A 25,144-nucleotide genomic window follows, 5' to 3' on the forward strand; every position below is an offset into this window, starting at 1 on the left:
GGTGACAGCCATGCCTTTACTGCATGCCCGTTCACCCCTGACGGGCCAGCCCCAGAAACCGCTCCGCCACAGTCAGATCCGCCAGCAGCGCATCCCGGCGGTCCTGCGCTTCCCAGTCCTCGCCCCACAGCTCAGCCTGAAACAGCTCTTCCAGCAGGGCGGTGCGGAAAATCAGGGCCGCATCACCGTATCCGGTCACAAACGCCAGAGCGGCGCACCACGATCCGACCGCCCCGGCCACCACCTGAAACGCGGTCAGCGAGGGGTCATCCATCGCTTCCAGCGCCTGCCGCAGGGCGGTATGGACCTGCACCGGCTGATCCTGTGGCATCAGACCGGATGTCACCTGCAACAGAACGGCCAGACGGGTTTCCACCCAGTTGCGGACCGGGGCCCACTCTGCCTGCTGACGGGCCACCAGATCAGCTGGCTCCGTTACCTCATAACACAGGGTATCGGCATCAACGTAGCGCAGCAGCTCGTCAATAATCGCTGCCCGTTGCCCGCCGATCCGCTCGATCATGGTGTTGACGAGCTGGGTCATCGGCATCCGCGACGGATCAACCTCTTTCTCCACCGCCGCCCACTCGGCGGCCACGGCGTCGGCCAGCCCCTGCGATGCCACCGCCAGATCATGCTTACCCGGTGTCTTCAGACGACGACCGTCCAGCTCCACCGCATAGTGGCCGGGGACAGCCTCAACAACCCTGACCTCTTTCCAGAACCGGCGCGGATGTTGCGATGCCATCTTTCGTCTCTCCGTCAAACTCTTATCGGGCAAAACCACTTCTGCCCGCATCCCGGGGACAAACCCCGGCGCAGACAAAAAAAGACCCGGGCAGAACAGCCCTGCCCGGGTCATGATCCTCTGCTGAACCGGGGGACTCCCCCGGCTCTCCTCAGTTGGACTTCAGCAGACCGCCAATCCCGTTCAGGACGCCCGCAGGCCCTGTCGGGGCCTGTTTAGCCGGTTGCGTCCCGCTCTGGGAAGAAGAATTCTGCGTACCCCCCTTGGCCTTTTCGCCACGGGCCGTCGCGCAGGGGGTGGTGTCAGCGGTGGCCCCGCCGATCAGCGCCCCGACCACCGTTGACAGACCGCCGGTGGCAGCCGCAGCCCCGACAGAGGCCACTGCCCCGACCGCCGCCATGGCATCAATCCCGACCCGGGGCTGCCCCAGCGTGCCCTGCAGACGCAGCAGTTCCGCCAGCTTCCCGGCGCTCAGCCCGGTCCCGCTTTTGGTATAAGGCTGCACGCCGACATCCAGCCCTTCGGTCGCCAGATTCAGCGACCCGCTGGACACCAGATTCATCCGGGTGGTTTCAAAGGCAATCTGTTTGTTCCAGTCCATCAGCCCTTTGGTGGATTTCAGGTGGATTTCACCGCAGGCCAGTTCGGTATACGGCGGACGCTGACTGCTCGGGTCCAGCGCCTCACCGATCTGGGCGAAGATGTCACCGCCGATCCAGTCGATCACCGAATTATGGATCCGGCCCTGCCCCATGGAGATGGTGACGGCCCCATCCAGCGAGGCCAGCAGCGCCGCCACCGATGCCCCGTGCCCTTTGGCCGAGATGGTGCCGCTGGTCGGCACCGCCGAGAGCAGATCCGGCTTCCCGGCCTGCTCAAACAAGCGGCCAAGCACAACCTTATCCAGCTTCACATCCGCGGTCAGCGCCGCAATACCGGCTGTTCCGGCCGGGGCTGCGGTCATGTCCAGCGTCACCGCGACAAGGCCTTCGCCGATTTTGGCCTGCGCCGGGGTCAGCTTCAGGCGGCCATTGTCCAAGGCCGCCTGTACTGCCACCGCCTCCAGAACCATACTGTTCGGCAGGGTCAGTCTGGCCACCTGCACGTCAGCCTTCGCATCAACACTGCGCAGGGCATCAAGATGCAGCGGATCAGACGGCAGAACCTTTTTGGCCTGTCCCCCTGCCGGGGTGGACGGCTGCGACGGCTTCGCCCCTTTGGCCGGGGCGGATGGCAGAACGGTTTCAGTCGCCCCGAACCATTCCCGCAAATCCACCGCCGGGGACTTGAGCGCCGCATCAACCTTCGGACGCGGCCCTGCGGTATTGACCGCCACCGATCCGGTCAGCGCCGTTTTCGCGACAACCGCTTCCAGAGCACTGATTTTCCACGCCGCACCGCCACCGGAGAGATCCCCCGACAGCGTGACCGGGGGCACACCCTCAGCCGGGACCAGCCCCTTCAGACCGGCATAGCTATCCGCCTTGACGCTGATCTTCAGCGCCACCCCCTGCACCGCCTTCGGGTCCTTAATCTGCCCGGCGGCAGACAGGGCAACCCCACCGAAATCGCCTTTCAGGTCAACCGGGAACGGGGCAGACGCCGGGCCCAGCAGCGCCTGAAGCGGGCCAAGCTTGCCAGCAATCTGATATGGGATCGCGTTGTAAGCCCCTTTGACCGACAGGGTCAGCGGATCAGACGGAGACGGCGCAGACAGGGTCAGCGCATCAAAGTCAAAAGTGGTGGTGGTGCCTTTGGCGGCATCCTTCAGAGTAATATGCGCTTTTTCGATATCCAGCGCCCCGATGAAGGGCACAGACGCCCCGCCGGATCCGGCGGGGGCGGCCGGGGCCGACGCAGCGGGGGCCGGAGCGGATGCCGTGCTCGGGGCCGGGGCAACCGCCGGAAGTTCCGGCGTCATCTCCCAGTTCCCGGTCCCCTTTTTATCCGTTTCCAGCAGGATATCGGGCTTGACCAGCACAACACGGGTCAGGCGGATATCACCGCGCAGGGCGGGCAGCAGCTCAATCGCCGCCTCAACCCGCTCAACCGACACCATATCAGGGCGGCTGCCCCAGCTGGCATTGGTCAGACGCGCTTTGTTGACGATCAGCTTCGGGGTCAGGCCCAGCGACAGGCTGAGGTCACCTTCCAGAACCAGCTTGCGGCCGGTCAGGCGTTGCACCTCCTCCTGGATGGTGCCCTTGTAGCGGTTGACATCCAGTGTCAGCAGGATGGCAACGGCGGCCAGCACCAAGGCGACGAGCAGCCCTCCCAGCGCCTTGATCATGGTCATCGGACGCATGTCTGATCCCCTTCTTTTTCCGACAGAACCCAGAACATTCAGCCTTTATCTTATAGCAACCACCCGGGATTGCGACCCCTCCGCCGTCACAGACACCCAAATATTGCCATGGCAGACATAGATCTGGCCGGAAAAGCAGCAGAAATTTCCGTTGCTTCACCGGGATGGCGGGCGCAGTCTGCCTGTTCGATGGATGGTGTGTATGAGGGGTAAAGCGATGCAGCGGCTTATTCTGGCAGTGGCCACGGCAATCACCATCGGGGCCGGGGTGGCCGGATATTACGGGGCACCACAGCCAAAGCCTGTCTTGCCGCCCGCAGTCTCTGCCCCGGCAACGGCCACGACGCAGACAGCCAGACCGCAGACAGCCCCTGCCGCCCCGGCAGGAAAAGAGGTCAGCCCGACCGGCACCGCCGTCGCGGTCGAGGCAGAGGCAATCCCCCCCGGCGAACTGCGCTATCGCCGCACCCTGGTGGAAACCGGTGCCGACAGCGCCGAAGCCTGCCTGATCTTTTCCGCCCCGCTCGATGCCAGCGGGGTCACCCGCTATACCGATTACATCAGCCTGCCGCAGGGCGTCCGCCCGGTGATCCGGGTTGACGGCAGCCGCCTGTGCCTGTCCGGGCTACGGTTCGGCACAGAATACACGCTGGATCTGAAAGCAGGCCTGCCCGGTGCGAAGGGCGAGAAACTGGCCGAAGGCGCCGCCATCCCTGTCAGCTTCGGGGACCGCCCCGCCTCCGTCGCGCTGGGGTCCGGCTTCATTCTGCCGCGGGAAACCGCCGATGGCCTGCCGGTCACCACGGTGAATGTTGATACCCTTGCCATCAAGGTGATCCGCATCGGCGACCGCCTGCTGTCACAGATGCGCAGCGAGCTGATCGATGAGCGGACCGCGTGGTCGTATGCCATCAGCGAATTTGAAAATGATACCGGGCGTCTGGTCTGGAAAGGCACGATGCCGGTCAAGGGGCCGCGCAACACCGCCGTCACCAGCCTGTTTCCGCTGTCTGAGGTGATCGGGAAGGCGGAGCCGGGGGCCTACATCGTTCTTGCCGCCAACGCGGCGCAGGACAAGGGTGATGATGATGAAGACTATTATGGCTCCCGCAAGGTGATGCAATGGGTGGTGCAGTCTGACCTTGGCATCACCACCTTTGCCGGGGCCGATGGCCTGACCCTGACCGTCCGCTCCCTTGGTTCGGCCAAACCCGCCGCAGGTGTGCGCCTGACCCTGATCGCCCGCAACAATGACGAACTGGGCACCGTCACCACCGATACCGACGGCAAGGCCCAGTTCTCCGCCGGGCTGATGCGCGGCGAAGGCGGTATTCATCCGGTGATGGTCATGGCCTATGGTCCGGATGGGGATTTCACCTTCCTTGACCTGCGCCGCCCGGCCTTTGACCTGTCTGACCGTGGGGTTGACGGGCGTGACCCGTCCGGGCCGGTTGATGCCTTCCTCTATACCGACCGTGGCATTTACCGACCGGGGGAAACCGTACAGCTGGTGACCCTGCTGCGTGACCCCGACGTACAGGCGCTGGAAGGCCGCAGCGCGGTCATCAAGGTGATGCGCCCTGACGGTAAGGAATACCGCCGCTATACCATCAGCGATCAAGGCCGGGGGGGATCGCATCTGTCCGTGCCGCTGCCCGCCAGCGCCAGCCGGGGCCTGTGGGAGGCGGTGGCAACCGTTGATCCCGATGGCCCGGCCGTCGGACGGGTCAGCTTTGACGTGCAGGACTTTGTGCCGCAGCGTCTGGGACTGACCATCGGCGACCGGCCTGCCGTCCTGCGCCCCGGGGATACCCTGTCGATCCCGGTTGAGGCCCGGTTCCTGTACGGGGCCGTTGCCTCGGCCCTTGGCGGCGAAGGCGACCTGACGCTGGAGCCCGACCCGAACCCATACCCCCGCCACAAAGGTTTCCGCTGGGGCCTGCCAGACGAACCGTTTGAGGGGGGCACCACCGACCTGAGCGTCGCCGAAACCGACGAGGCGGGCCGGACCGCCATCACCGGGACGGTGCCGCAGGCCATCACCTCCACCCGTCCCCTGCGGGCGGATATCCGCGTTGCCATCCGCGAACCCGGTGGCCGCCCGACCGCCGATCACATCTTCCTGCCTGTCGCCCTGCGCCCGTTCAGCATCGGCATCCGCCCGCACTTTGACGGCAGCGTCGGCGAGGGGCAGGATGCCGCCTTTGACGTCATTACCGTCAATGAAACCGGGGATCCGGTGGCGGTCCCCTCGCTGAAATACAAAGTGCTGCGCGACCGCTCCACCTGGCAGTGGTTCCGGCGGGATAACCGCTGGATGTATGAGCGGATCGAGCGGGAGCAGGAAATCGCCTCCGGCACTCTCAGCGTCGGCACCGATGCCCCGGCAATCCTGAAACAGGCCGTGCAGTGGGGTGGCTATCGCCTACTGATCAGTGACGAGGCCAGCGGGGCTGTCACCTCCGTCCGCTTTACCGGCGGTTGGTACGGCATCTCGGAGGCCGATCGCCCCGACCGGCTGAAAGTGGCAATCAGCAGTCCCGCTCATGCGGTGGGCGAGACTGTGCGCCTGCGCATCGACTCCGACTTTTCCGGGGAAGCGCAGGTGGTGATCGCCAACGAGAAGGTACAGGAAACCCGGACTGTCTCGGTCCCTGCTGGCGGAGCCGAAATTCCCGTGGTCCTGAAGAAGGAATGGGGGGCCGGGGCCTATGCGCTGGTCACCCTGTACCGTCCGCTGACCACCAAAAATGATCACGCCCCGGTGCGGGCCGTCGGCGTGGCGTGGCTGGGTCTTGACCCGGCGCAACGCACCCTGACCGTCAGCATCACCGCCCCGGACCGGATCACCCCGCGTCAGACCCTGACGGTTCCGGTCAAGATCACCGGCGGCGACAAAGCCTTCGTCACTCTGGCAGCCGTTGATCAGGGAATTCTGCAGCTGACCCACTTCAAATCCCCCTCCCCGGCCGACCACTACCTGTCAAAGCGGCGGCTTGGGGTTGATATGCGCGACGACTATGGCCGCCTGATCCGGAACGAAGCGGCCCAGTCGCAGGATCAGGGGGGGGACGGTTTCGGCGGAAAGGGACTGGATGTAGTCCCCACCCGCACCGTCGCCCTGTTCTCCGGCGTTGTTGCCGCCGGGCCGGACGGCATTGCCGCCATTCCGCTGGACGTCCCCGATTTTCAGGGGGAACTGCGGCTGATGGCAGTGGCGTTTGATGCCGACAAAGTGGGGTCTGCCGATACCCGCCTGACCGTCCGCGATCCGGTGGTGGCTGAAGTGATCCTGCCGCGCTTTCTGGCACCGGGGGATAAAGGCCGGGCTACGGTCCTGCTGCATAACGTGGACGGAACCGGCGGCGACTACCGTGCCATCCTGAAAGGCAGCGGCGCGGTGATCGGCCTGTCCGAAGACCGTACCCTGCCCCTGCCGACCGGAAAGCGGGAGGTCTTCACCATTCCCCTGACCGGCGGTGACAGTGGCATCGGCGGCGTTTCGCTCGCGGTCTCCGGCCCCGGCGGATTTGCCGTCGAGCGGTCATGGCCGATCCAGACCCGACCCGCTCAGCTGCCGGAAACGATCCAGACCACGGTTGCCCTGTCCCCCGGACAGACGGAAACTCTGACCGCCGCACTGTTGAAAGATATGGTGCCGGGAACCGCCTCGGCCGCCGTCAGTCTGTCACGCTGGCAGGGGCTGGATGTGCCGGGCCTGCTGCGCTGGCTGGACCGCTACCCCTTCGGCTGTCTTGAACAGACCACCAGCCGGGCCCTGCCGCTGCTGTACTTCAACGATATTGCCCTGCTGACCGGCACCCGTCAGGACCAGAGCATCGATAACCGGATCCAGACCGCGATCGACCGGCTGGTCTCGATGCAGCAGCCTGATGGTGCCTTTTCGATGTGGGGTGGCTGGGCCTCTGACGCCGACGAGTGGGTGTCCGTCTTTGCCCTCGACTTCCTGAACCGTGCGGCGGAGAAGGGGTTTGACGTCCCCCCGGCAACCCTGTCGTCGGGGCGGCGGTGGATGCAGACCGGTATCCGGTCTGACCGGCCCGATGCGCAGTTTTATGCCGCAACCGTGCTGGCCCGTGGCGGCCAGACCGATATCAGTGCCCTGCGGTACCGTCACGACTCCGCCCCCCCGAAAAGCCCGGTCGCACTGGCCGATCTGGGGCTGGCGCTGGAAGCCGCCGGGGACCGGGCCCGCGCCACATCCGCCTTCGATCAGGCCCGCCGGGCACTGGCAGAACGGACCAGAATTGAGACCCTGCTGAAAACCGGAAAACGGCTGGACAGTCTGTCGGCTGACCAGCGCGCCATGCTGACGCCGTACGGCAGTCCGCTGCGGGATACCTACGCCGTCGCGGCAAAACTGGCGGCGGCAGGCCGGGGGACTCAGGTGCCCGCTGTTCTGGCCGCGGCCACCGCCTTTGACAGCCGCCCGGATCATACGACCACTCAGGAAAAAGCATGGATGCTGCTGACCGCAGCGGAAATCGCAAAAAACAGCGGCAAGGTGTCCGTGTCCCTGAACGGTACGCCGGTGAGCGGAGGGGATCCGGTCTCCGTGCCGGTGCAGCCCGGGCAGCTGACCGCAGGCCTGAGCATCACCAATACCGGGGAGAACGTGGTCTATCAGGTGGTCTCGGTGGAAGGGGTGCCCGCCACCCCGCTGCCGGCGCTGGAACAGGGGCTGACCCTGAGCAAGGCGTTCTATACCCTGTCCGGGGAGCCGGTGGATCCGGCCACCCTGCGCGGCAACGACCGGGTGGTGGTGGTTCTGTCCGGGGAATCACCGGGCAAGGTGGACGGCGATTATGCCATTCTCGACCTGCTGCCCGCCGGGTGGGAAATCGAGGGGGCGCTGCGCCCGGGCCAGACCAGCTACCCATGGCTGCCGGAGGTGACCGAAGCCGCCATCCGTGAGGCCCGCGATGACCGCTTTGTCACCGCGCTCAGCCTGCCGGCCTACAGCACCGTCACCGATGAAGACGGCTACACCTCGGTCGATGAGGACAGCGCAACCTATGCCTTCACCGCGGCCTATGTGGTCCGTGCCGTGACACCGGGCACATTCACCCTGCCCGCCGCAACGGTGGAACACATGTATAAGCCGACCCTGAAAGCCCGGACCGCTCCGTCAACGGTGGTGATCGCCGAGTGATCCGCCTGAGGCTGCGGACCGGGCTCTCCCTCAGCCTCGCCGTCGCCCTGTGCCTTGGGGCGGCGGCGGGGCTGGACCGCCTGATGCCCCCGGATCTGACCCGCTGGACCCAGCGGTCAGTGCAGATCACGGACAGTGACGGGCGGTTGCTGCGGCCCTTTGCAACAACGGAAGGCCTGTGGCGGCTGGAAACCGGGCCAGAGGATGTAGACCCGCTTTATCTGGCCCTGCTGCGGATGACCGAAGACCGGCGCTTCGGCTGGCACCCCGGTGTCGACCCGGTGGCGGCCCTGCGGGCCACCGGCCAGCTGATACGGCAGGGGCGGGTGATTTCCGGCGCCTCAACCCTGACCATGCAGACTGCCCGCCTGCTGGCCCCCAAGGCCCGGACCCTGTCTGCCAAACTGACCGAGGCGGCACGGGCCCTGCAACTTCAGGCCCGGTTCGGCAGCGACGGGGTCCTGCGGATGTACCTGACGCTGGCCCCGTTCGGGGGGCCGCTGGAAGGAGTCACCTCCGCCGCGCAGGCGTGGTTCGGCAAGGCTCCCCGCCATCTGACCCCGGCGGAAGCAGCCCTGCTGGTCGCCCTGCCGCAATCCCCGGAACGGCTGCGCCCGGACCGGAACCCCGAAGGGGCCCGCAACGCCCGCAACCGCATCCTGCAACGGGCTGCCGATCAGGGTCTGCTCGACATGGCTACCGCTGAAGCCGCAATGGCTGAACCGGTGCCGGTGGTGCAGCGCCCGATGCCGATGCTGGCCCCCCACCTGACCGAGCGGCTGGCCGCCGGGGCCGAACCGGGCGCCATCATCCGTTCCACCCTGAACGGCCCGTTACAGAAGCGGCTGGAAGAGCTTGGCCGTAGCACGCTGGCCCGCCTGAACGGCGACGGCGATCTGGCCGTCGTGGTGATTGAAACGCAAAGCCGCCGGGTGCTTGCCCACCTTGGCAGCGGCGACTGGCGGCAGCGCAAGCTTGATCTGTCGATGGCGGTGCGCTCCCCCGGGTCCGCCCTGAAGCCGTTCATCTATGCTCTGGCCTTTGATGATCTGTCCCTGCACCCCGGGACCATCATCCCCGACATGCCGGAACGGTTCGGAAGCTGGCTGCCGAAAAACTTCGATCAGGATTTTCACGGTCAGATCACCGCACGGGAAGCCCTGCAACGGTCCCTGAATATTCCTGCGGTTCTGGCACTGGAACAGGTCGGGCCGGTCCGCTTTGCCGCCCTGATGGGAATGGCCGGGGCCAATCTGGTTTTTCCCGGTACCGAAGAACCCGGCCTGCCGGTCGCCCTTGGCGGAGTCGGCATCCGGCTGATGGACCTCGGTAAGCTCTATGCCGGTCTGGCTGACGGCGGACAGATCAGCCCCCTGCGGCTGAGACAGGATGCCCCACCGGGCCAGCCTTACCGGCTGATCGGGGATGCGGCAGCCCATGCCGTGATGACAGTTCTGGAAGGCAGCCCCCTGCCGGACGGTCTGGCCAGCGGGCGGGGTATCGCCCGTGACCGCCGCATCGGCTTTAAAACCGGCACGTCTTTCGGGTTCCGCGATGCGTGGACCGCCGGGGCCTCAGCAGATTACACCGTGGCGGTCTGGGTCGGTCGCCCCGATGGCAGCAGCCGCCCCGGCCAGATGGGCCGCACCGCCGCCGCACCGCTGCTGTTCCGGGTGTTTGACCTGCTGCCGCCCGACCGGGGGCCCCGACGCCCGCCCCGGGACCCTGATCACGCCCTGTTCCGCAGTCAGCCGCCGGTGGCACTGCGGGTTCTGGTCACAGACCCGGCAGACCCCACCCCCCTGCATCCGAAAGACCGGCTGCGGATCCTGTTCCCCCCCGATGGCAGCACCGTTGAGGCGCTGGACGACGGCATTGCCCTGAAGGCCGCCGGAGGGCGCCCCCCCCTGCGCTGGGTCGCCAATGGCCTTCCCCTGCCTGCCGGGGTAGCCTTCTGGAAACCGGACAGCAGCGGATTTTCCCGCCTCAGTGTCGTCGATGCCGACGGGCGGCGAAGCGCCATCAGCGTACAGGTGATGCGCCCCGGCGAAAAATAAACCACCGCGCCGGATCCTGCATGTCCGGCGCGGTGGTTTTAGGTCTGTGCGGCAAAAAGACGTTACGCGGTCAGCCGGTCAACGATTTGCAACAGCGGGTCAAAACTGTCGATGACATGATGGGCCCCGGCCTGTTGCAGCAGGGCCGGATCATGATTACCCCAGGACACCCCGATCGCACTCATCCCGGCAGCGCGGGCCATCTGAATGTCAAAGGTGGTATCCCCGATCATCACCGCATTGGCGGCGTCTACCCCGGTTTCGCGCAGGGCATCCAGACACATGCGCGGATGCGGCTTCCCCGGACCTTCATCCGCCGAATGAATGGTGATGAAACGACCATCAAAACCGTGGTGGGCGATAAAGCGGTCAGCCCCCCGGCGGGCCTTGCCGGTGGCAATGCCCAGCAGATAGCCTGCCGCGTCCAGATCCTCAAGGGCCTGCCGGGCCCCGGGGAACAGATCCTCGCGGAAGTCGGGACGGGCATGCAGCACCAGATAAGCCTCTTTATAGGCCTCAGCCATCCGCACATGGGTCTCCGGCGACAGATCCGGCAAAGAATGCGCCACCGACTCCACCAGTGACAGCCCGACACCGGAGCGGATGGTGGCCGCATCCGGCGGCGTCAGGGACAGGGACTGACAGGCCATGGTGAAGGCTTCCACGATAATATGCTGGGTATCGACCAGCGTACCGTCCACATCCCACAACACCAGCCGCAGCGGCTCACTCATCGGTCTTCTCCGTTCCGTTACCCGGCCTCCTGCCGCTTAACCGGCAGGACGGGCGAAGGGATCACGCTCTTCCGACTCGTCGAAGTCAAAGAACTCAAAGCTGCGGGCCATATGCTCCGGCAGCGGGGCAATGATACGCAGGGTCCCCCCGGCCGGGTGCGGCAGGATAATCGCCCGCGCGTGCAGGTGCAATTTCCGCGAGATCCCTTCGCCGTGCAGGTGAGCTTCCGCGCCGCCGTACTTCCCATCCCCGACAATCGGGGTGCCCAGATAGGCCGCATGCACGCGCAGCTGATGGGTCCGGCCGGTGCGGGGCTCAAAGTGCACCCACGCCACCCGGCGCCCGGCATTGTCAACGGTCCGGAAGTCGGTGATGGCGCTCTGCCCTTCCTCGACGTTGACTTCCATTTTCTCTGACCCGGCGTATTCCATCTTGGCGATCGGGGCCTTGATGGTGCCCGCACGCGGGTCGGGGACCCCCATCACCAGCGCCCAGTACACCTTACGGGCTTCGCGTGACTTAAACGCCTTGGCCAGCGCCGCCGCCGCATTGGCGGTACGCCCCAGCAGCAGTACCCCGGAGGTATCCTTATCCAGCCGGTGCACCAGACGCGGCCGCTCTTCCGAGTCAAACTTAAGGGCATCCAGCAGGGCATCGACATGCAGGAAGGTATTGGTGCCACCCTGCGTCGCCAGCCCCGGCGGCTTGTTGAGGACGATCACATCCTTATCCCGGTGAATGACGCAGTCGCGGATCATGGCCTCATCTTCCGGGGTGAAGCGCGGCGCACGCTTCTTTTCCGGGCGCGGACGGCTTTCTTCCGAAGTATCGCCCAGTGGCGGCACCCGCACCACCTGACCGGGCTCCAGACGGTCACCCGCCTTCATCCGCTTGCCGTCCACCCGCACCTGACCGGTGCGCAGCAGCTTTTCCAGCTTGCCATGCCCCAGACCGGGGTAACGCCGCTTGAACCAGCGGTCAAGCCGCAGGTCTGCGTCGTCAACGGCGACGGTAATCAGTTCAACAGCCATAATCTCACCATTCCTTCACGCCCCGGCACCCTGCCGGGAAAAACTCAGACCTTCAGGCCCCAGCGCACCAGCGCCAGCCCCAGAAATAACGCCCCGATCCCCAGCAGCAGGGTGCCGGCCACATAGACAAAGGCCAGCCCCAGATTGCGGTTCATCAGCGTCACCACATCCAGGGAAAACGAGGAAAAGGTGGTAAAACCACCCAGAATCCCGACAAACAGAAACACCCGCCACGGCTCCGGGAAGGACAGGCGCTGTGCCGCCAGCTCGGCCAACACCCCCATCACCAGCGAGCCGATCAGGTTGACCGCCAGTGTTCCCCACGGAAACCCGCTGCCGAACCACCGACCGAACAACGCCACAGTCAGATACCGGGCAACCGACCCCAGCGCCCCGCCTGCCGCCACTGCGGCAATCAGCATTGGGTTCATGATGCCTCTCCGCCCGTATCGCCCGCCTGCCGCTTCAGCCGCAGACGGTCCCAATAATCGATCCGCCTGCGCAGATCACGCTCAAAGCCCCGCTCGGGCGGGTCATAGAAGCGCTGACGCGGCAGACCTTCGGGAAAATAGTTCTGGCCGGAAAACCCGTCCGGCGCATCATGATCATAGGCATAACCCTTATTATAGCCCAGATCCTTCATCATCTTGGTCGGGGCATTCAGGATATGCATCGGCGGCATCAGCGACCCGGTGGATCTGGCACTGCGCCGCGCCGCCTTGGCCGCGACATACCCGGCATTGGATTTCGGCGCGGTCCCCAGATAGATCACCAGCTGCATCACCGCCAGATCCCCTTCCGGGCTGCCCAACCGGTCATAGGCCTCCCACGCTGCAATCGACTGGGTCAGCGCCCCTGGATCAGCCAGACCGATATCCTCCACCGCAAAACGGGTCAGGCGGCGCAGAATATAGGCCGCATCCTCGCCGCCCTCCAGCATCCGGGCGCACCAGTACAGCGCCGCATCGGTATCTGACCCCCGCAAGGACTTATGCAGGGCCGAGATCAGGCTGTAATGGCCTTCCCGGTCCTTATCATACACCGGGGCCCGCCGCTGCACCAAAGCCGCCAGCTCGGCCGTACCAAGGCGGGTCTCCGCCTCTGCCGTGGCGTTGACCACCTCATCGGCCAGCCCCAGCAGATAGCGGCCATCGCCGTCAGCCATTGCCCGCAGGGCAGCCCGGGCCTCATCCTCTAGCGGCAAACGGCGGCCGGTGATCTGCTCCACCCGCCGCAGCAACAGTTCCAGCGCCGCATCATCCAGCCGGTTGAGCACCAGCACCCGGCAGCGGGACAGCAGTGCCGCGTTCAGCTCAAAGCTGGGGTTCTCAGTCGTCGCCCCCACCAGCACCACCGTACCGTCTTCCACATAGGGCAGAAAACCATCCTGCTGGCTGCGGTTAAAACGGTGGATCTCGTCAATAAACAGCAGCGTCCCCCGCCCGGACTGACGTCGCTGACGGGCAGCCTCGAACACTTTACGCAGCTCTGCCACGCCGGAAAACACTGCCGACAGAGGCTCAAAATACAGATCGGTATGGGCCGCCAGAAGACGGGCAATCGTGGTCTTGCCACAGCCCGGCGGCCCCCACAGCAGGATTGAACTCAGACGCCGCGCCGCCAGCATACGCCCCAGCGGCGCATCAGCGGCCAGAAGGTGCCCCTGCCCGACCACATCCGCCAGCGACTGCGGGCGGAGACGGTCAGCCAGCGGACGCGGCGCCATCTGTTCAAACAAACCGGTCATCAGCCAACCCGGATATTCATGATCTGCCCATCCCGCAGGATGGTGATCAGCCACTGTGACCGTGGCGGCCCCTGCAACAGATCCATCGCTTCTTTCACCGAACCGACTTTAACACCATTGATCGAGACCAGCAGGTCAGCAGGCTCAAACCCCAGCTGAGCGGCAAAACCACTGCGGTTGACCGCCAGCAGAACCACCTGAGGCCCCTGATAGTCCATGCCCAGCTCTTCGGCCAATGCCGGGTTCAGATTGGCCAGACGGGTACCGGTCAGCGGAGTCCGGCCCGCCACTTCGGTCACATCGCGGGACGGTTGCTCCGGGGCCTGCATCATCGTGATCTCGACCTCCTGCGGGCGGCCATCCCGCAGAATGCCCAGGCGGGCCGGGCGACCGCTTTCCGACGACGCGACCAGATAGCGCAGGGCCTGCACATCCGGCAGATCCTTCCCATTGAACGACAGAATGACATCGCCAATCTGCAATCCCGCCCGGGCGGCCGGGCTGCTGGCAACAACATGATTGATCAGGACGCCGCCGCGACGGTCCAGCCCCAGAGAGGCTGCGACCTCCTGATCAACCGGCTGCCCCGACGCCCCCAGCCAGGGATGAACCGCCTTGCCGGTGGACAGAATGCTGTTCAGGGTCGTGCGGACCATGTTAGCCGGAATCGCAAAGCCGATGCCGACATTGCCACCGTCCCGACTGTAAATTGCGGTGTTGATCCCCGCCAGTTTACCGTCAACCGTCACCAGAGCCCCCCCGGAGTTCCCCGGATTGATCGCGGCGTCGGTCTGGATAAAAGACCGGAAGTCGGAAATACCGACCGAGGTGCGGGCCAAGGCCGAAACAATCCCGCTGGTGACAGTCTGCCCGACGCCAAACGGGTTGCCGATCGCCAGCACCAGATCCCCGACCTCCAGCTGATCGGAATCGCTGAACTCCAGAACCGGCAGATTGCCCAACGGCTCAATCAGCTTAAGCACCGCCAGATCGGTCCGCTCATCGACGCCAACCACTTTCGCCTCAGCCTCACGGCGGTCAGACAGGACCACCGTGATCTGATCGGCATCTTTGATCACATGGTTATTGGTCAGAATGGTGCCGTCAGAGCGAACAATCACTCCCGAGCCAAGAGAGTTCTGAATCCGCTTTTGTGGCATCCCCATCCGACCGGCAAACTCATCGCCGAAAAAACGGCGGAAAAACGGATCGTTCATCAGCGGGGACACCGCCTGACGGACAACCACCTTCTTGGTGTAAATGTTAACGACGGCAGGCGCCGTCCGCTTTACCACCGGCGCAAAACTAAGGGATACATCAGCCGAGGACGACGGTACCTGTTTCTCAGCCGCCTGCACCATCGAAGTCGGCATCGTGGTCACGAGAACCGCAGCGACCGCCGCCTGCATCAAACCCGCAGACAGCAGCGCCCCCGGCTTCCTGTTATGACGCTGATCGCGCATTCTCAAACCTCTTCCGCTTCCGAAGAGCCGCATCCGACAGACCGGTCAAATACGGCGCTCTCCCCTTTTGCTCTGTCGCATTATCGCCCACCAAACCAATGCCTGATTTTATGGGCAACCCCTTTCCCTACAGCAGAGAACCGGGATTATCCCGGCTTCAGCCTTTGAAATAGGTGGCCCGGTCCATTTCCACCACCCGCACGGACACCTGCACAGCCGCAAAATCATCCGATAAGGCCCCCCGCAGGTGGGCAACGGCGGCCTGACCGACCGCCGTCAACACCTCTGCGGTACGACCTGCCAGCAGGCCCAGATCAAGATGCAACACATCCTGCGGCCCGCTGCCATCGCCAACCACCGCATCATCCGCGACTCGGACCTGTGTTTTACAGTCGCCCAATCCGGCACCGGCAAGACGAACCAGATCCGCATGGATCTTGGGAAGAACTGTCTTAAAATCGACAGCGGCATAGACAGCAGCAGTACAGGTCAGACGGTTTTGCGGCATCGACAGCCCTCTGAATAATCGGGATCACAGGCGGCAACAGTGCGCCGATTAACGGCCAAAAAGCAAGAGGGGCAGCCTTTACAGGCTACCCCCTTGTCTGTTCAGTCTGACGGGTGCAGGCACCCGCAGGCCGACTTATTCGCCAGCAGCTTCGTCAGCAGCGCGCTCAGCAGCAACGCGGGCCTTGTCAGAAGCACCCTTGGCGGACAGATCGCGCTCAACCAGCTCGATCATGGCCATCGGGGCGGCGTCGCCATAGCGGAAACCAGCCTTCAGAACGCGGGTGTAACCACCCTGACGGTCCTTATAGCGGTCAGCGATGACAGAAAACAGCTTCCGCACCACGGCGTCGTCGCGCAGCAGGGCAGCAGCCTGACGGCGGGCATGCAGGTCGCCACGCTTGCCGAGGGTGATCAGCTTTTCCACCACCGGACGAAGATCCTTCGCCTTCGGCAGGGTGGTCTTGATCTGCTCGTGAGTGATCAGAGCAGCGGCCAGATTGGCGAACATCGCCTTACGGTGAGAAGACGTACGGTTCAGCTTACGGCCGGACATACCATGACGCATGATGCTTACCTTTCCTGTCTTGGCCCCGCGCACGGAGCCGATTGGACATCTCCGATCCCGCCGTCATCCGGATGGACAGGGCGGTGCAGACCAGAGCCGGGGCAGAGATACCCCTGAAACGAAGGCGCAGTTCTATCCGTCAGACAGCCGAAATGCAACCCGAAAGCCGAAAGAACCGCGTCTTTCCTGCAAAAAAGAAAAGGCGGCAGAGAAACTCTGCCGCCTTTCCTGAACCCTGAAGTCAGGGAGAGCTTTAGTACGGCTCTTCCAGCTTCTTCGCCAGATCTTCGATGTTCTCCGGCGGCCAGTTCGGGATATCCATGCCCAGATGCAGCCCCATATGAGCCAGCACTTCCTTGATTTCGTTCAGGGACTTGCGGCCGAAGTTCGGGGTGCGGAGCATTTCAGCTTCGGTCTTCTGGACCAGATCGCCGATGTAGATGATGTTGTCGTTCTTCAGGCAGTTCGCCGAACGGACCGACAGTTCCAGCTCATCAACCTTGCGCAGCAGGTTCTTGTTGAACGGCAGGTCATCATCCTTCCGCTCTTCGCTCGCCGCCTGCGGCTCTTCGAAGTTGATGAACAGCTGCAGCTGATCCTGAAGGATACGCGCGGCCAGAGCCAGAGCATCTTCCGGGGTCACGGCACCGTTGGTTTCCAGGTTCATCACCAGCTTGTCATAGTCAGTGACCTGACCGACGCGGGCATTCTCAACGCGGTAAGACACACGGCGGACCGGGGCGAAGATCGAATCGACCGGGATCAGACCGATCGGAGCATCTTCCGGACGGTTGGCGCTGGCAGCAACATAGCCCTTACCGGTGTTAACGGTCAGTTCCATGTTGAAGTTGGCGTTGGTGTCCAGATGACAGATCACCAGATCGGGGTTCAGCACTTCGATGTCGGCGCTGGATTCGATCTGACCGGCGGTCACGGCACCCGGGCCGGTCGCCTTCAGGGTCATCCGCTTCGGGCCTTCGCCATGCATGCGCAGGGCCAGCGTCTTCACGTTAAGGATAATATCGGTGACGTCTTCACGGACACCGGCCACAGACGAGAACTCGTGCAGAACGCCCTCGATATGGATCGCGGTAACAGCCGCACCCTGCAGGGAGGACAACAGCACGCGCCGCAGGGCGTTGCCGAGGGTCATACCAAAACCGCGTTCCAGCGGTTCGGCAACCACAGTGGCGGAACGGGCCGGGTCTCCGCCGGGCTCCACGTTCAGCTTGGACGGTTTGATCAGTTCCTGCCAGTTCTTCTGGATCACGGGCGCACCCTCTTGCTTAACGGGGCCTAATCGAAAACTGACCATAATGGCGTCAGGCGAGACCACCATCAGGTCCGGGGTTCAGGATGTCTGATGCAACAGCCGGTTATGCGCCGGTTTAACAGGGGTACCCCCGGAAAACCTCAGCAATTTTATGGGAGGTGCTGTATGCGCCCCCACTGATCCGGCACCGGATCAAACATAAACCCCGTAAACACTACACAGAGCCCATAAACACCGGGTTCTGCGTCCTAATTAGGGCGACTCGGCTATTATCCGGATCTTTGGCAGATCAACGTATGCCCTTCAATCGCAGTCAAAAGACCAGCTTCAAGGTGACACGCCCGGCGCTAAACCTAAAAGAGAAAACAGATGTTTCCTACTTTCAGCTTCTCAACCGACGAAACGCCAGCCGAACGCGGACACTCAAACATACGGACTTCACGCCAAAACCGCCTTGCCCCGGATAGATATCCGGGGCGGCGGTTCCAGGAATACGGCCTGTCGGATCAGACGCGACGACGCTTGCGCGGACGGCAACCGTTGTGCGGGATCGAGGTCACATCACGGATCGAGGTGATGGTGAAACCGACCGTCTGCAGAGCGCGCAGGGCAGATTCACGACCAGAACCCGGACCACAGACTTCCACTTCCAGGGTGCGCATGCCGTGTTCAGCAGCCTTACGGCCAGCATCTTCAGCAGCAACCTGAGCCGCGTACGGGGTCGACTTGCGCGAACCCTTGAAGCCCTGCATCCCAGCCGAAGACCAGGAGATCGCATTCCCCTGCACATCGGTGATGGTGATGATGGTGTTGTTGAAAGTGGCATTCACATGAGCGATGCCGGAGGTGATATTCTTGCGCTCGCGACGACGCGGACGAGCTGCAGCAGCCTTAGCCATTGCCGATAGCCTTCCTTACCTGATTACTTCTTCTTGCCAGCGATCGGCTTGGCAGGGCCCTTGCGGGTACGGGCGTTGGTGTGGGTGCGCTGACCGCGGACCGGCAGGCCCTTACGGTGACGCAGACCACGGTAGCAACCCAGATCCATCAGGCGCTTAATGTTCATTGCGACTTCGCGGCGGAGGTCACCTTCCACCTTGTAATCACGGTCGATCAGCTCGCGCAGACGCAGGACGTCTTCATCGGACAGCTGGTTGACGCGGATGCTCTCAGCGAACCCGAGGGTGCTGCAGATATCCTGCGCGTGCTTCGGCCCGATGCCATAGATATAGGTAAGCGCAATAAGCACGCGCTTATTGCTAGGAATGTTAACGCCAGCGATACGCGCCAAAGCCCGTACTCCTCAATGTCGCAGCGGTACGCTAGACCGCCATAGGTGATCATCCACAGGGCAGCGCCCGGATGGGAAACTCGGAAGGTGCGCGATTATATGCATTACGCCCCCCGAGTCAACGGCTGCCCCAAAACAATTACAGCCCACTCTGCGGGCTAACCATCGCAGGCACATACTGCCTGCGATGGCCTGACGGCATTCTTCAGCTCCCCTGTGACGAGACAGCAAAAAAAGCACGTCTTTTCAATAAGCTCTTCCCCGAAAAGAGACCCCTTCGGAGAGAAAGCTTATCGCGTCACGACCCGAGAATGCCCTCAAGATCGGCCGTAACAACATTGATGTCGCGGGTTCCGTCGACAACATGCAACAGCTTCTGCGCTTCATAATAGGGCAGAAGCGGTGCGGTCTGCGCATGATAGGCTTCGAGTCGGCTTGTCACCGTCTCAGCATTATCGTCAGCCCGCCGCTTGAATTCGGTCCCGCCACAAGAGTCACAGACCCCTTCGACAGCCGTTTTCTTAAAGGAGTCGTGATACCCCTGCCCGCACTTAGCGCAGGTAAAACGCCCGGTAATCCGCTCCACCAGAAGGGAATCCGGAACACGCAGTTCAATAACCGCATCCAGCGCGAGCGAACGGTCACGCAGAAGCACATCCAGCGCTTCGGCCTGAGCCACAGTCCGCGGAAAACCGTCCAAAATGAAGCCATTCTGGGTATCTTGGTCACCCAGCCGATCGGCGATGATGCCAATCACGATATCATCAGACACCAGCTGACCGGCATCCATCACCGCCTTCGCCTTTTTGCCGGTTTCCGTACCAGCGGCAATCGCGGCGCGCAGCATGTCGCCGGTAGAGAGCTGGACGATACCATACTTCTCCTGCAGACGCTGCGCCTGGGTCCCCTTCCCGCCACCGGGAGGGCCCATGAATATCAGACGTTTCCCCTTCATCTTACCCACGCTTCCCCTTGAGTTTGGCTTTTTTGATCAGCCCTTCGTATTGATGGGCCAACAGGTGCGACTGAATCTGCGCCACGGTGTCCATCGTGACGGTCACAACGATCAGCAGGCTGGTACCACCGAAGTAGAACGGCACACTCAGACGGCTGATGAGAATTTCCGGCAGAACAGAGATGAACACCAGATACGCCGCGCCAATCACAGTCAAGCGGGTCAGAACATAATCCAGATAATCTGACGTGTTCTTACCCGGGCGAATCCCCGGAATGAACCCTCCGTGCTTCTTCAGATTTTCTGCGGTGTCATGCGGATTGAAAACAACCGCCGTGTAGAAGAAGGCGAAGAAAACGATCAAGCCAACGTACATCGCAATGTACAGCGGCTGACCATGGCCGAGCCATGCGGTGACGGTCTGAAGCCAACCCGGGCCCTGCCCAGCGGTGAAACTGGCAATCGTGGTCGGCAGCAGCAGGATGGAAGACGCAAAGATCGGCGGAATCACGCCTGAAGTGTTGATCTTCAGCGGCAAGTGGGTGCTTTCACCGCCATAAATGCGGTTGCCGACCTGACGCTTCGGGTACTGGACCAGAATACGACGCTGTGCCCGCTCCATGAATACAATGAAGGCAATTACACCGACAGCCATCAGGAGCAGAGCGACGATAACAGCCGGATGCAAAGCCCCGGTCCGGCCCAACTCAAGGGTCGAAGCCAAAGCATGCGGGAGGTTTGCCACGATCCCTGCAAAAATAATCAGGGACGTACCATTGCCGACACCACGGGCCGTAATCTGCTCCCCGAGCCACATCAGGAAGAGAGTGCCCCCGGTAAGAGTGACCACGGTCACAAACCGGAAGAACAGCCCCGGATCAAGAACCACGGCGCCAGCACTGCTGGTCATCGTTTCCAGCCCGACCGCAATGGAATAGGCCTGCAGAACCGTAATCAGAACCGTAAGATAACGGGTGTACTGATTGATCTTTTTACGACCCGACTCGCCTTCCTTCTTCAGCCCCTCCATCGACGGCACAATCGTCGTCATCAGCTGCATGATGATGGACGCCGAGATGTACGGCATGATGTTCAGGGCGAAGATGGTCATACGGCTGAGCGCACCACCGGCCAGCATGTCAAACATGCCGAGAATTCCACCCTGATTGCGGGCAAAGACATCGGCAAGAGCATGCGGATCAATGCCCGGCAACGGGATATAAGTCCCGAGTCGATACACGATCAGGGCGCCCAGGGTAAACCAAATGCGCTTCTTCAACTCGGTGGCCTGGGCGAACATACCCCAGTTCAGGTTCGCGGCGAGCTGCTCGGCGGCGGAAGCCATGCGGTACTCCGGTTCGATCAGAAACGGCGGTCAGACGACCAACCATAGGACGGACGGCAGCAAGGCGCTGCCACGATCAACAGGGGGAAGCCCCTGTTGCTTCGGCGTGCGTCAGCACCATGGCCGATCACAGCCTGATTAAGGCTATCCGAAGATCACACCGTTTATACCCGGATGTCCCCGCTGGCAACCCTTTAGAGACGTCCCCATGACAATAGCGGGCTTCTGGAGGGCTTTCTCAGGGTGATCTCTCGTCGTCGCATAAAAAAAATCCCCATCGTTTCCGATGGGGACCTTTTCGAATCCTACAGAGAACCCGCAGGATATCTTTGTAACTTATTCAGCAGCGTCAGCAGAAGCAGACGGAACCAGGACGGTAACCTTACCGCCCAGCTTCTCAATCGCTTCAAGAGCCGGCTTGGAGGCACCGGCGACTTCGAAATTCGCCTTCACCTTCAGCTCGCCGTTGCCCAGCAGACGGACGCCATCCTTAGCACGACGGATCACGCCAGCCTTAACCAGCGCTTCCGCGTCGATGGTGGCAGCAATGTCCAGACGGCCAGCATCAATGAACGCCTGAATGCGACCGAGGTTCACACCGACATAATCCTTACGGAAAATGTTGGTGAAACCACGCTTCGGCAGACGCCGATAAATCGGCATCTGGCCGCCTTCGAAGCCATTGATAGAGACGCCAGTGCGGGACTTCTGACCCTTGACGCCACGGCCGCCGGTCTTGCCCTTGCCGGAACCGATACCACGGCCAACACGGATGCGGACCTTGGTAGCGCCCGGATTATCACGAAGTTCGTTCAGTTTCATTTGGAAGGATCCTACTATAAAACCCCAGAAGAGCGAAGGGAGACCCCTCGCTCTTCCAAGTCGGCTATTACGCCTCTTCGACCTTCAGCAGGTGAGCAACCTTGGCAATCATGCCACGCACCGACGGAGTATCCTCCAGGGTGCTGGTGCGGTGCAGCTTGTTCAGGCCCAGACCGATCAGGGTTGCACGCTGATCGGCACGACGGCCGATCGGGGAGCCAACCTGAGTGATGGTCACAGTCTTCTTCTCAGCCATGCTTCCTCTCCTTATTCAGCAGAGGCGGCATCGTTGGCCGCATCAGCGCCCACGGCACCGGCAGCGGCTTCACGACGGCTGACGATTTCGCCAACCTTCTTGTTCCGCTTCGCCGCAACCATGCGCGGGCTTTCCAGGTTAACCAGGGCGTCAAAAGTCGCCTTGATCATGTTGTACGGGTTGGCAGTGCCAATGCACTTCGCCACCACGTCCTGAACGCCCATGGTTTCGAAGATGGCTCGCATCGGGCCACCCGCGATGATGCCGGTACCGGCCGGAGCCGAACGCAGCAGCACGCGACCGGCGCCGAAGTGGCCCTTCACGTCATGATGCAGGGTGCGGCCTTCGCGCAGCGGAACACGAACCATCTGGCGCTTGGCCTGTTCGGTTGCTTTGCGAATGGCTTCCGGAACTTCACGGGCTTTGCCGGTACCGAAACCGACGCGACCCTTGGAGTCACCCACCACAACCAGAGCAGCGAAAGCGAAACGACGTCCGCCCTTCACCACCTTGGCAACACGGTTAATATGTACGAGCTTATCAACGAACTCGTCGTCGCGCTCGCGCTCGCGCTCCCGGTCGGAAGCGCGGTCTCGTTTGTCGCGCCGATCCTTCGGGTCGCGCTCAGCAGTCGGGGTACGTGCCATCTCGACTATCCTTTAGAACGAAAGTCCGCCTTCGCGCGCCGCATCCGCCAGGGCTTTCACCCGGCCGTGGTAGATGTAACCACCACGATCGAACACGACAACATTCACGCCAGCCTTAACGGCCCGCTCTGCCACCAGCTTACCGACGGCAGCAGCAGCAGCGAGGTCAGCGCCGGTCTTCAGCTGTTCCCGCAGATCTTTGTCCAGAGTCGAAGCCGCAGCAACGGTAACACCGTTAACGTCATCGATGATCTGAGCATAGATATGCTTGGAAGAGCGGAACACCGAAAGGCGCGGGCGCCCGGCGGACTTCTTCTTGAGCTGATACCGCACTCGGGAGCGGCGGCGCTCGAAAAGAGAAAGATTCTTCGCCATTTCCGTTCGCCCTTACTTCTTCTTGCCTTCCTTACGCAGGATCTGTTCGCCAGCGTACTTCACACCCTTGCCCTTGTAGGGCTCCGGCGGACGATAGCCGCGAATTTCAGAAGCAATCTGACCAACGATCTGCTTGTCAGTGCCTGAAATTTCGATCTGCGTAGGAGCCGGTGTCTTAATGGTCACGCCAGCCGGGATCGGAAGGACCACGTCATGCGAGAACCCAAGAGCCAGCTGCAGGTTAGAACCCTGCACGGCAGCCTTGTAACCAACACCAACGATTTCCAGGTTTTTCTGGAAACCGACCGACACACCCTTCACCAGATTGGCAATACGGGCGCGGGTGGTACCCCACATCATGCGGGCACGCTTGGAGTTATTCAGCGGCTGGACGACAACTTTGTTGTCTTCAACCTTCGTGTCCACCAGGTCGGGAGACAGGACGAACTTCAGTTCGCCGAGCTTCCCCTTGGCCGTGATCACGCCTTCGGCGATGGTCACGGTCACGCCCTGGGGCACCTCGACGGGGTATTTACCAACGCGAGACATCCTGGGCCCCTCCTTAGAACACGCGGGCGATCACTTCGCCACCGACGTTGGCCTGGCGGGCTTCATGATCGCTCATCACACCGCGCGGGGTGGACAGGATCGAGATGCCCAGACCATTGTAAACCTTCGGCAGGTCTTTGATCTTGGAGTAGGTACGACGGCCCGGCTTGGAAACACGAGTGATTTCCTTAATAACCGGCTGACCTTCGTGATACTTCAGTTCGATGCGCAGTTCATCAATGCCAGCACGAACGTTGTAACGCTCGTAGCCGCGGATGTAACCTTCACGCACCAGCACATCCAGAACGGTAGAACGCAGCTTGGAAGCGGGCGAGACAACGCTCGACTTCCCTGCGCGCTGGCCGTTGCGGATACGGGTGAGCATATCGCCCAACGGATCAGTCATAGACATGGTCTGTCCTCCTTACCAGCTCGACTTGACCATGCCCGGGATCTGACCGCGGGACGCAAGGTCACGCAGCATGACACGGGCCATCTTGAACTTACGGTAAACGGCGCGCGGACGGCCGGTTACTTCGCAGCGGTTACGATAGCGAATCTTGGCGGAGTTGCGCGGCAGGGTCGCCAACTTCAACACAGCCATAAACCGATCTTCCGGGGAAGTTTCGCGGTTTTTGATGATCGCCTTCAGCGCGGCGCGGCGGGCAGCGAACTGCTTCGCCAGACGGGCACGCTTTTTATTCTTCTCGACAGAGCTAACCTTCGACATGACTCAGTCTCCGTCTCACGCCTTAACGAACGGCACGCCGAACTGCACCAGCAGTTCGCGGGCTTCGTCGTCAGTCTTCGCGGTGGTGCAGATGGTGATATCCATCCCACGGACCTTGTCGACCTGGTCGTAAGCAATTTCCGGGAAAATGATCTGCTCTTTCAGGCCCATGTTGTAGTTGCCACGGCCATCAAAAGCTTTCCCGTTCAGACCACGGAAGTCACGCACACGCGGCAGCGCAATGTTGACGAGGCGGTCGAGGAATTCGTACATGCGGTCAGCACGAAGAGTCACCTTCGCACCGATAACCATGCCTTCACGCAGCTTGAAAGCAGCGATCGACTTGGTCGCACGGGTCAGGATCGGCTTCTGGCCGGAGATCGCAGTCAGGTCGGTAATAGCACCTTCCATCTTCTTGCGATCGAGGGCAGCTTCACCAACACCCATGTTGATGACGATCTTGGTCAGCTTCGGCACTTCCATCGGGTTGGTATACCCGAACTTTTCCTGAAGAGCCTTGCGGACAGCGGTCTGATAGTGGTTCTGCAGACGTGCAGCCATCGGTCG

At 62.4% G+C, this 25,144-nt stretch carries 24 protein-coding genes; 2 read left to right on the top strand and 22 right to left on the bottom strand.

The window, feature by feature from the left end:
* Nucleotides 1-31: 31 nt before the first annotated feature.
* Nucleotides 32-748 carry an ATP12 family chaperone protein gene (locus G365_RS0113250; RefSeq protein ID WP_019646010.1) on the bottom strand — a complete coding sequence of 239 codons (717 nt, stop codon included), beginning with the start codon at nt 746-748 and terminating at the stop codon, nt 32-34.
* Nucleotides 749-899: 151 nt separating this feature from the next.
* A complete protein-coding gene (locus G365_RS0113255) occupies nt 900-3,053 on the bottom strand; it encodes an AsmA family protein (RefSeq protein WP_019646011.1) in 2,154 nt (717 codons plus the stop codon).
* A gap of 217 nt (nt 3,054-3,270) precedes the next feature.
* Here G365_RS0113255 and G365_RS21540 point away from each other — a divergent pair, with 217 nt between their 5' ends.
* Both G365_RS21540 and pbpC read left to right on the top strand, forming a co-directional pair.
* Entirely contained in the window at nt 3,271-8,226 is a 4,956-nt protein-coding gene (locus tag G365_RS21540) for an alpha-2-macroglobulin family protein (RefSeq protein WP_019646012.1), read from the top strand.
* Nucleotides 8,223-10,283: a penicillin-binding protein 1C gene (gene pbpC, locus G365_RS21545; protein WP_019646013.1), complete on the top strand. Its 2,061-nt coding sequence runs from the start codon at nt 8,223-8,225 to the stop codon at nt 10,281-10,283. The genes G365_RS21540 and pbpC overlap by 4 nt, the downstream gene beginning before the upstream one ends.
* A gap of 62 nt (nt 10,284-10,345) precedes the next feature.
* Here pbpC and G365_RS0113270 read toward each other — a convergent pair whose 3' ends face one another.
* From G365_RS0113270 to rplE, 20 genes are all read right to left on the bottom strand, one after another.
* A complete protein-coding gene (locus G365_RS0113270) occupies nt 10,346-11,017 on the bottom strand; it encodes an HAD-IA family hydrolase (RefSeq protein WP_019646014.1) in 672 nt (223 codons plus the stop codon).
* Nucleotides 11,018-11,053: 36 nt separating this feature from the next.
* Nucleotides 11,054-12,049, bottom strand: a complete 996-nt coding sequence (locus G365_RS0113275; RefSeq protein WP_019646015.1) for an RluA family pseudouridine synthase — start codon at nt 12,047-12,049, stop codon at nt 11,054-11,056.
* Between the two features lie 44 nt (nt 12,050-12,093).
* Nucleotides 12,094-12,480 carry a fluoride efflux transporter CrcB gene (crcB, locus tag G365_RS0113280; RefSeq protein WP_019646016.1) on the bottom strand — a complete coding sequence of 129 codons (387 nt, stop codon included), beginning with the start codon at nt 12,478-12,480 and terminating at the stop codon, nt 12,094-12,096.
* Nucleotides 12,477-13,796 carry a replication-associated recombination protein A gene (locus tag G365_RS0113285; protein ID WP_019646017.1) on the bottom strand — a complete coding sequence of 440 codons (1,320 nt, stop codon included), beginning with the start codon at nt 13,794-13,796 and terminating at the stop codon, nt 12,477-12,479. The genes crcB and G365_RS0113285 overlap by 4 nt, the downstream gene beginning before the upstream one ends.
* On the bottom strand, nt 13,796-15,259 hold the full coding sequence (locus tag G365_RS0113290) for a DegQ family serine endoprotease (protein WP_019646018.1): 1,464 nt from the start codon (nt 15,257-15,259) through the stop codon (nt 13,796-13,798). Before G365_RS0113290 ends, G365_RS0113285 begins: the two co-directional genes overlap by 1 nt.
* A 157-nt stretch (nt 15,260-15,416) precedes the next feature.
* Nucleotides 15,417-15,767 carry a 5-carboxymethyl-2-hydroxymuconate Delta-isomerase gene (locus G365_RS21550; RefSeq protein WP_019646019.1) on the bottom strand — a complete coding sequence of 117 codons (351 nt, stop codon included), beginning with the start codon at nt 15,765-15,767 and terminating at the stop codon, nt 15,417-15,419.
* 135 nt (nt 15,768-15,902) lie between these two features.
* Nucleotides 15,903-16,334 carry a 50S ribosomal protein L17 gene (gene rplQ / locus G365_RS0113300; RefSeq protein WP_019646020.1) on the bottom strand — a complete coding sequence of 144 codons (432 nt, stop codon included), beginning with the start codon at nt 16,332-16,334 and terminating at the stop codon, nt 15,903-15,905.
* A gap of 253 nt (nt 16,335-16,587) precedes the next feature.
* The gene (locus G365_RS0113305; RefSeq protein ID WP_019646021.1) at nt 16,588-17,604 is read right to left on the bottom strand and encodes a DNA-directed RNA polymerase subunit alpha; all 1,017 of its coding nucleotides are present in this window, start codon (nt 17,602-17,604) and stop codon (nt 16,588-16,590) included.
* 509 nt (nt 17,605-18,113) lie between these two features.
* Entirely contained in the window at nt 18,114-18,506 is a 393-nt protein-coding gene (gene rpsK / locus G365_RS0113310) for a 30S ribosomal protein S11 (protein ID WP_019646022.1), read from the bottom strand.
* Nucleotides 18,507-18,529: 23 nt separating this feature from the next.
* Nucleotides 18,530-18,898, bottom strand: a complete 369-nt coding sequence (rpsM, locus tag G365_RS0113315) for a 30S ribosomal protein S13 (RefSeq protein WP_019646023.1) — start codon at nt 18,896-18,898, stop codon at nt 18,530-18,532.
* Nucleotides 18,899-19,196: 298 nt separating this feature from the next.
* Nucleotides 19,197-19,853 carry an adenylate kinase gene (locus G365_RS0113320; RefSeq protein WP_019646024.1) on the bottom strand — a complete coding sequence of 219 codons (657 nt, stop codon included), beginning with the start codon at nt 19,851-19,853 and terminating at the stop codon, nt 19,197-19,199.
* Between the two features lies 1 nt (nt 19,854).
* On the bottom strand, nt 19,855-21,198 hold the full coding sequence (gene secY, locus G365_RS0113325) for a preprotein translocase subunit SecY (protein WP_019646025.1): 1,344 nt from the start codon (nt 21,196-21,198) through the stop codon (nt 19,855-19,857).
* A 336-nt stretch (nt 21,199-21,534) separates the two neighbouring features.
* Nucleotides 21,535-22,020 (bottom strand): 50S ribosomal protein L15, encoded by a 486-nt coding sequence (rplO, locus tag G365_RS0113330; protein WP_019646026.1) that lies wholly within the window; start codon nt 22,018-22,020, stop codon nt 21,535-21,537.
* A 67-nt stretch (nt 22,021-22,087) separates the two neighbouring features.
* Nucleotides 22,088-22,276 (bottom strand): 50S ribosomal protein L30, encoded by a 189-nt coding sequence (rpmD, locus tag G365_RS0113335; RefSeq protein WP_019646027.1) that lies wholly within the window; start codon nt 22,274-22,276, stop codon nt 22,088-22,090.
* Nucleotides 22,277-22,287: 11 nt separating this feature from the next.
* Nucleotides 22,288-22,923, bottom strand: a complete 636-nt coding sequence (gene rpsE / locus G365_RS0113340; RefSeq protein WP_019646028.1) for a 30S ribosomal protein S5 — start codon at nt 22,921-22,923, stop codon at nt 22,288-22,290.
* A 12-nt stretch (nt 22,924-22,935) separates the two neighbouring features.
* Complete coding sequence (rplR, locus tag G365_RS0113345; RefSeq protein ID WP_019646029.1) at nt 22,936-23,298, bottom strand: 50S ribosomal protein L18; 363 nt, start codon at nt 23,296-23,298, stop codon at nt 22,936-22,938.
* 12 nt (nt 23,299-23,310) lie between these two features.
* Nucleotides 23,311-23,847: a 50S ribosomal protein L6 gene (gene rplF, locus G365_RS0113350; RefSeq protein WP_019646030.1), complete on the bottom strand. Its 537-nt coding sequence runs from the start codon at nt 23,845-23,847 to the stop codon at nt 23,311-23,313.
* Between the two features lie 13 nt (nt 23,848-23,860).
* The gene (gene rpsH / locus G365_RS0113355) at nt 23,861-24,259 is read right to left on the bottom strand and encodes a 30S ribosomal protein S8 (RefSeq protein ID WP_019646031.1); all 399 of its coding nucleotides are present in this window, start codon (nt 24,257-24,259) and stop codon (nt 23,861-23,863) included.
* A 12-nt stretch (nt 24,260-24,271) separates the two neighbouring features.
* Nucleotides 24,272-24,577 carry a 30S ribosomal protein S14 gene (rpsN, locus tag G365_RS0113360; protein WP_019646032.1) on the bottom strand — a complete coding sequence of 102 codons (306 nt, stop codon included), beginning with the start codon at nt 24,575-24,577 and terminating at the stop codon, nt 24,272-24,274.
* Nucleotides 24,578-24,592: 15 nt separating this feature from the next.
* Nucleotides 24,593-25,138, bottom strand: coding sequence for a 50S ribosomal protein L5 (gene rplE / locus G365_RS0113365; protein WP_019646033.1), 546 nt, complete (start codon nt 25,136-25,138; stop codon nt 24,593-24,595).
* Between the last annotated feature and the right edge of the window lie 6 nt (nt 25,139-25,144).

Origin of the sequence: Novispirillum itersonii subsp. itersonii ATCC 12639, from assembly GCF_000381985.1 — a bacterium.
Taxonomy (GTDB): Bacteria; Pseudomonadota; Alphaproteobacteria; order Rhodospirillales; family Rhodospirillaceae; genus Novispirillum; species Novispirillum itersonii.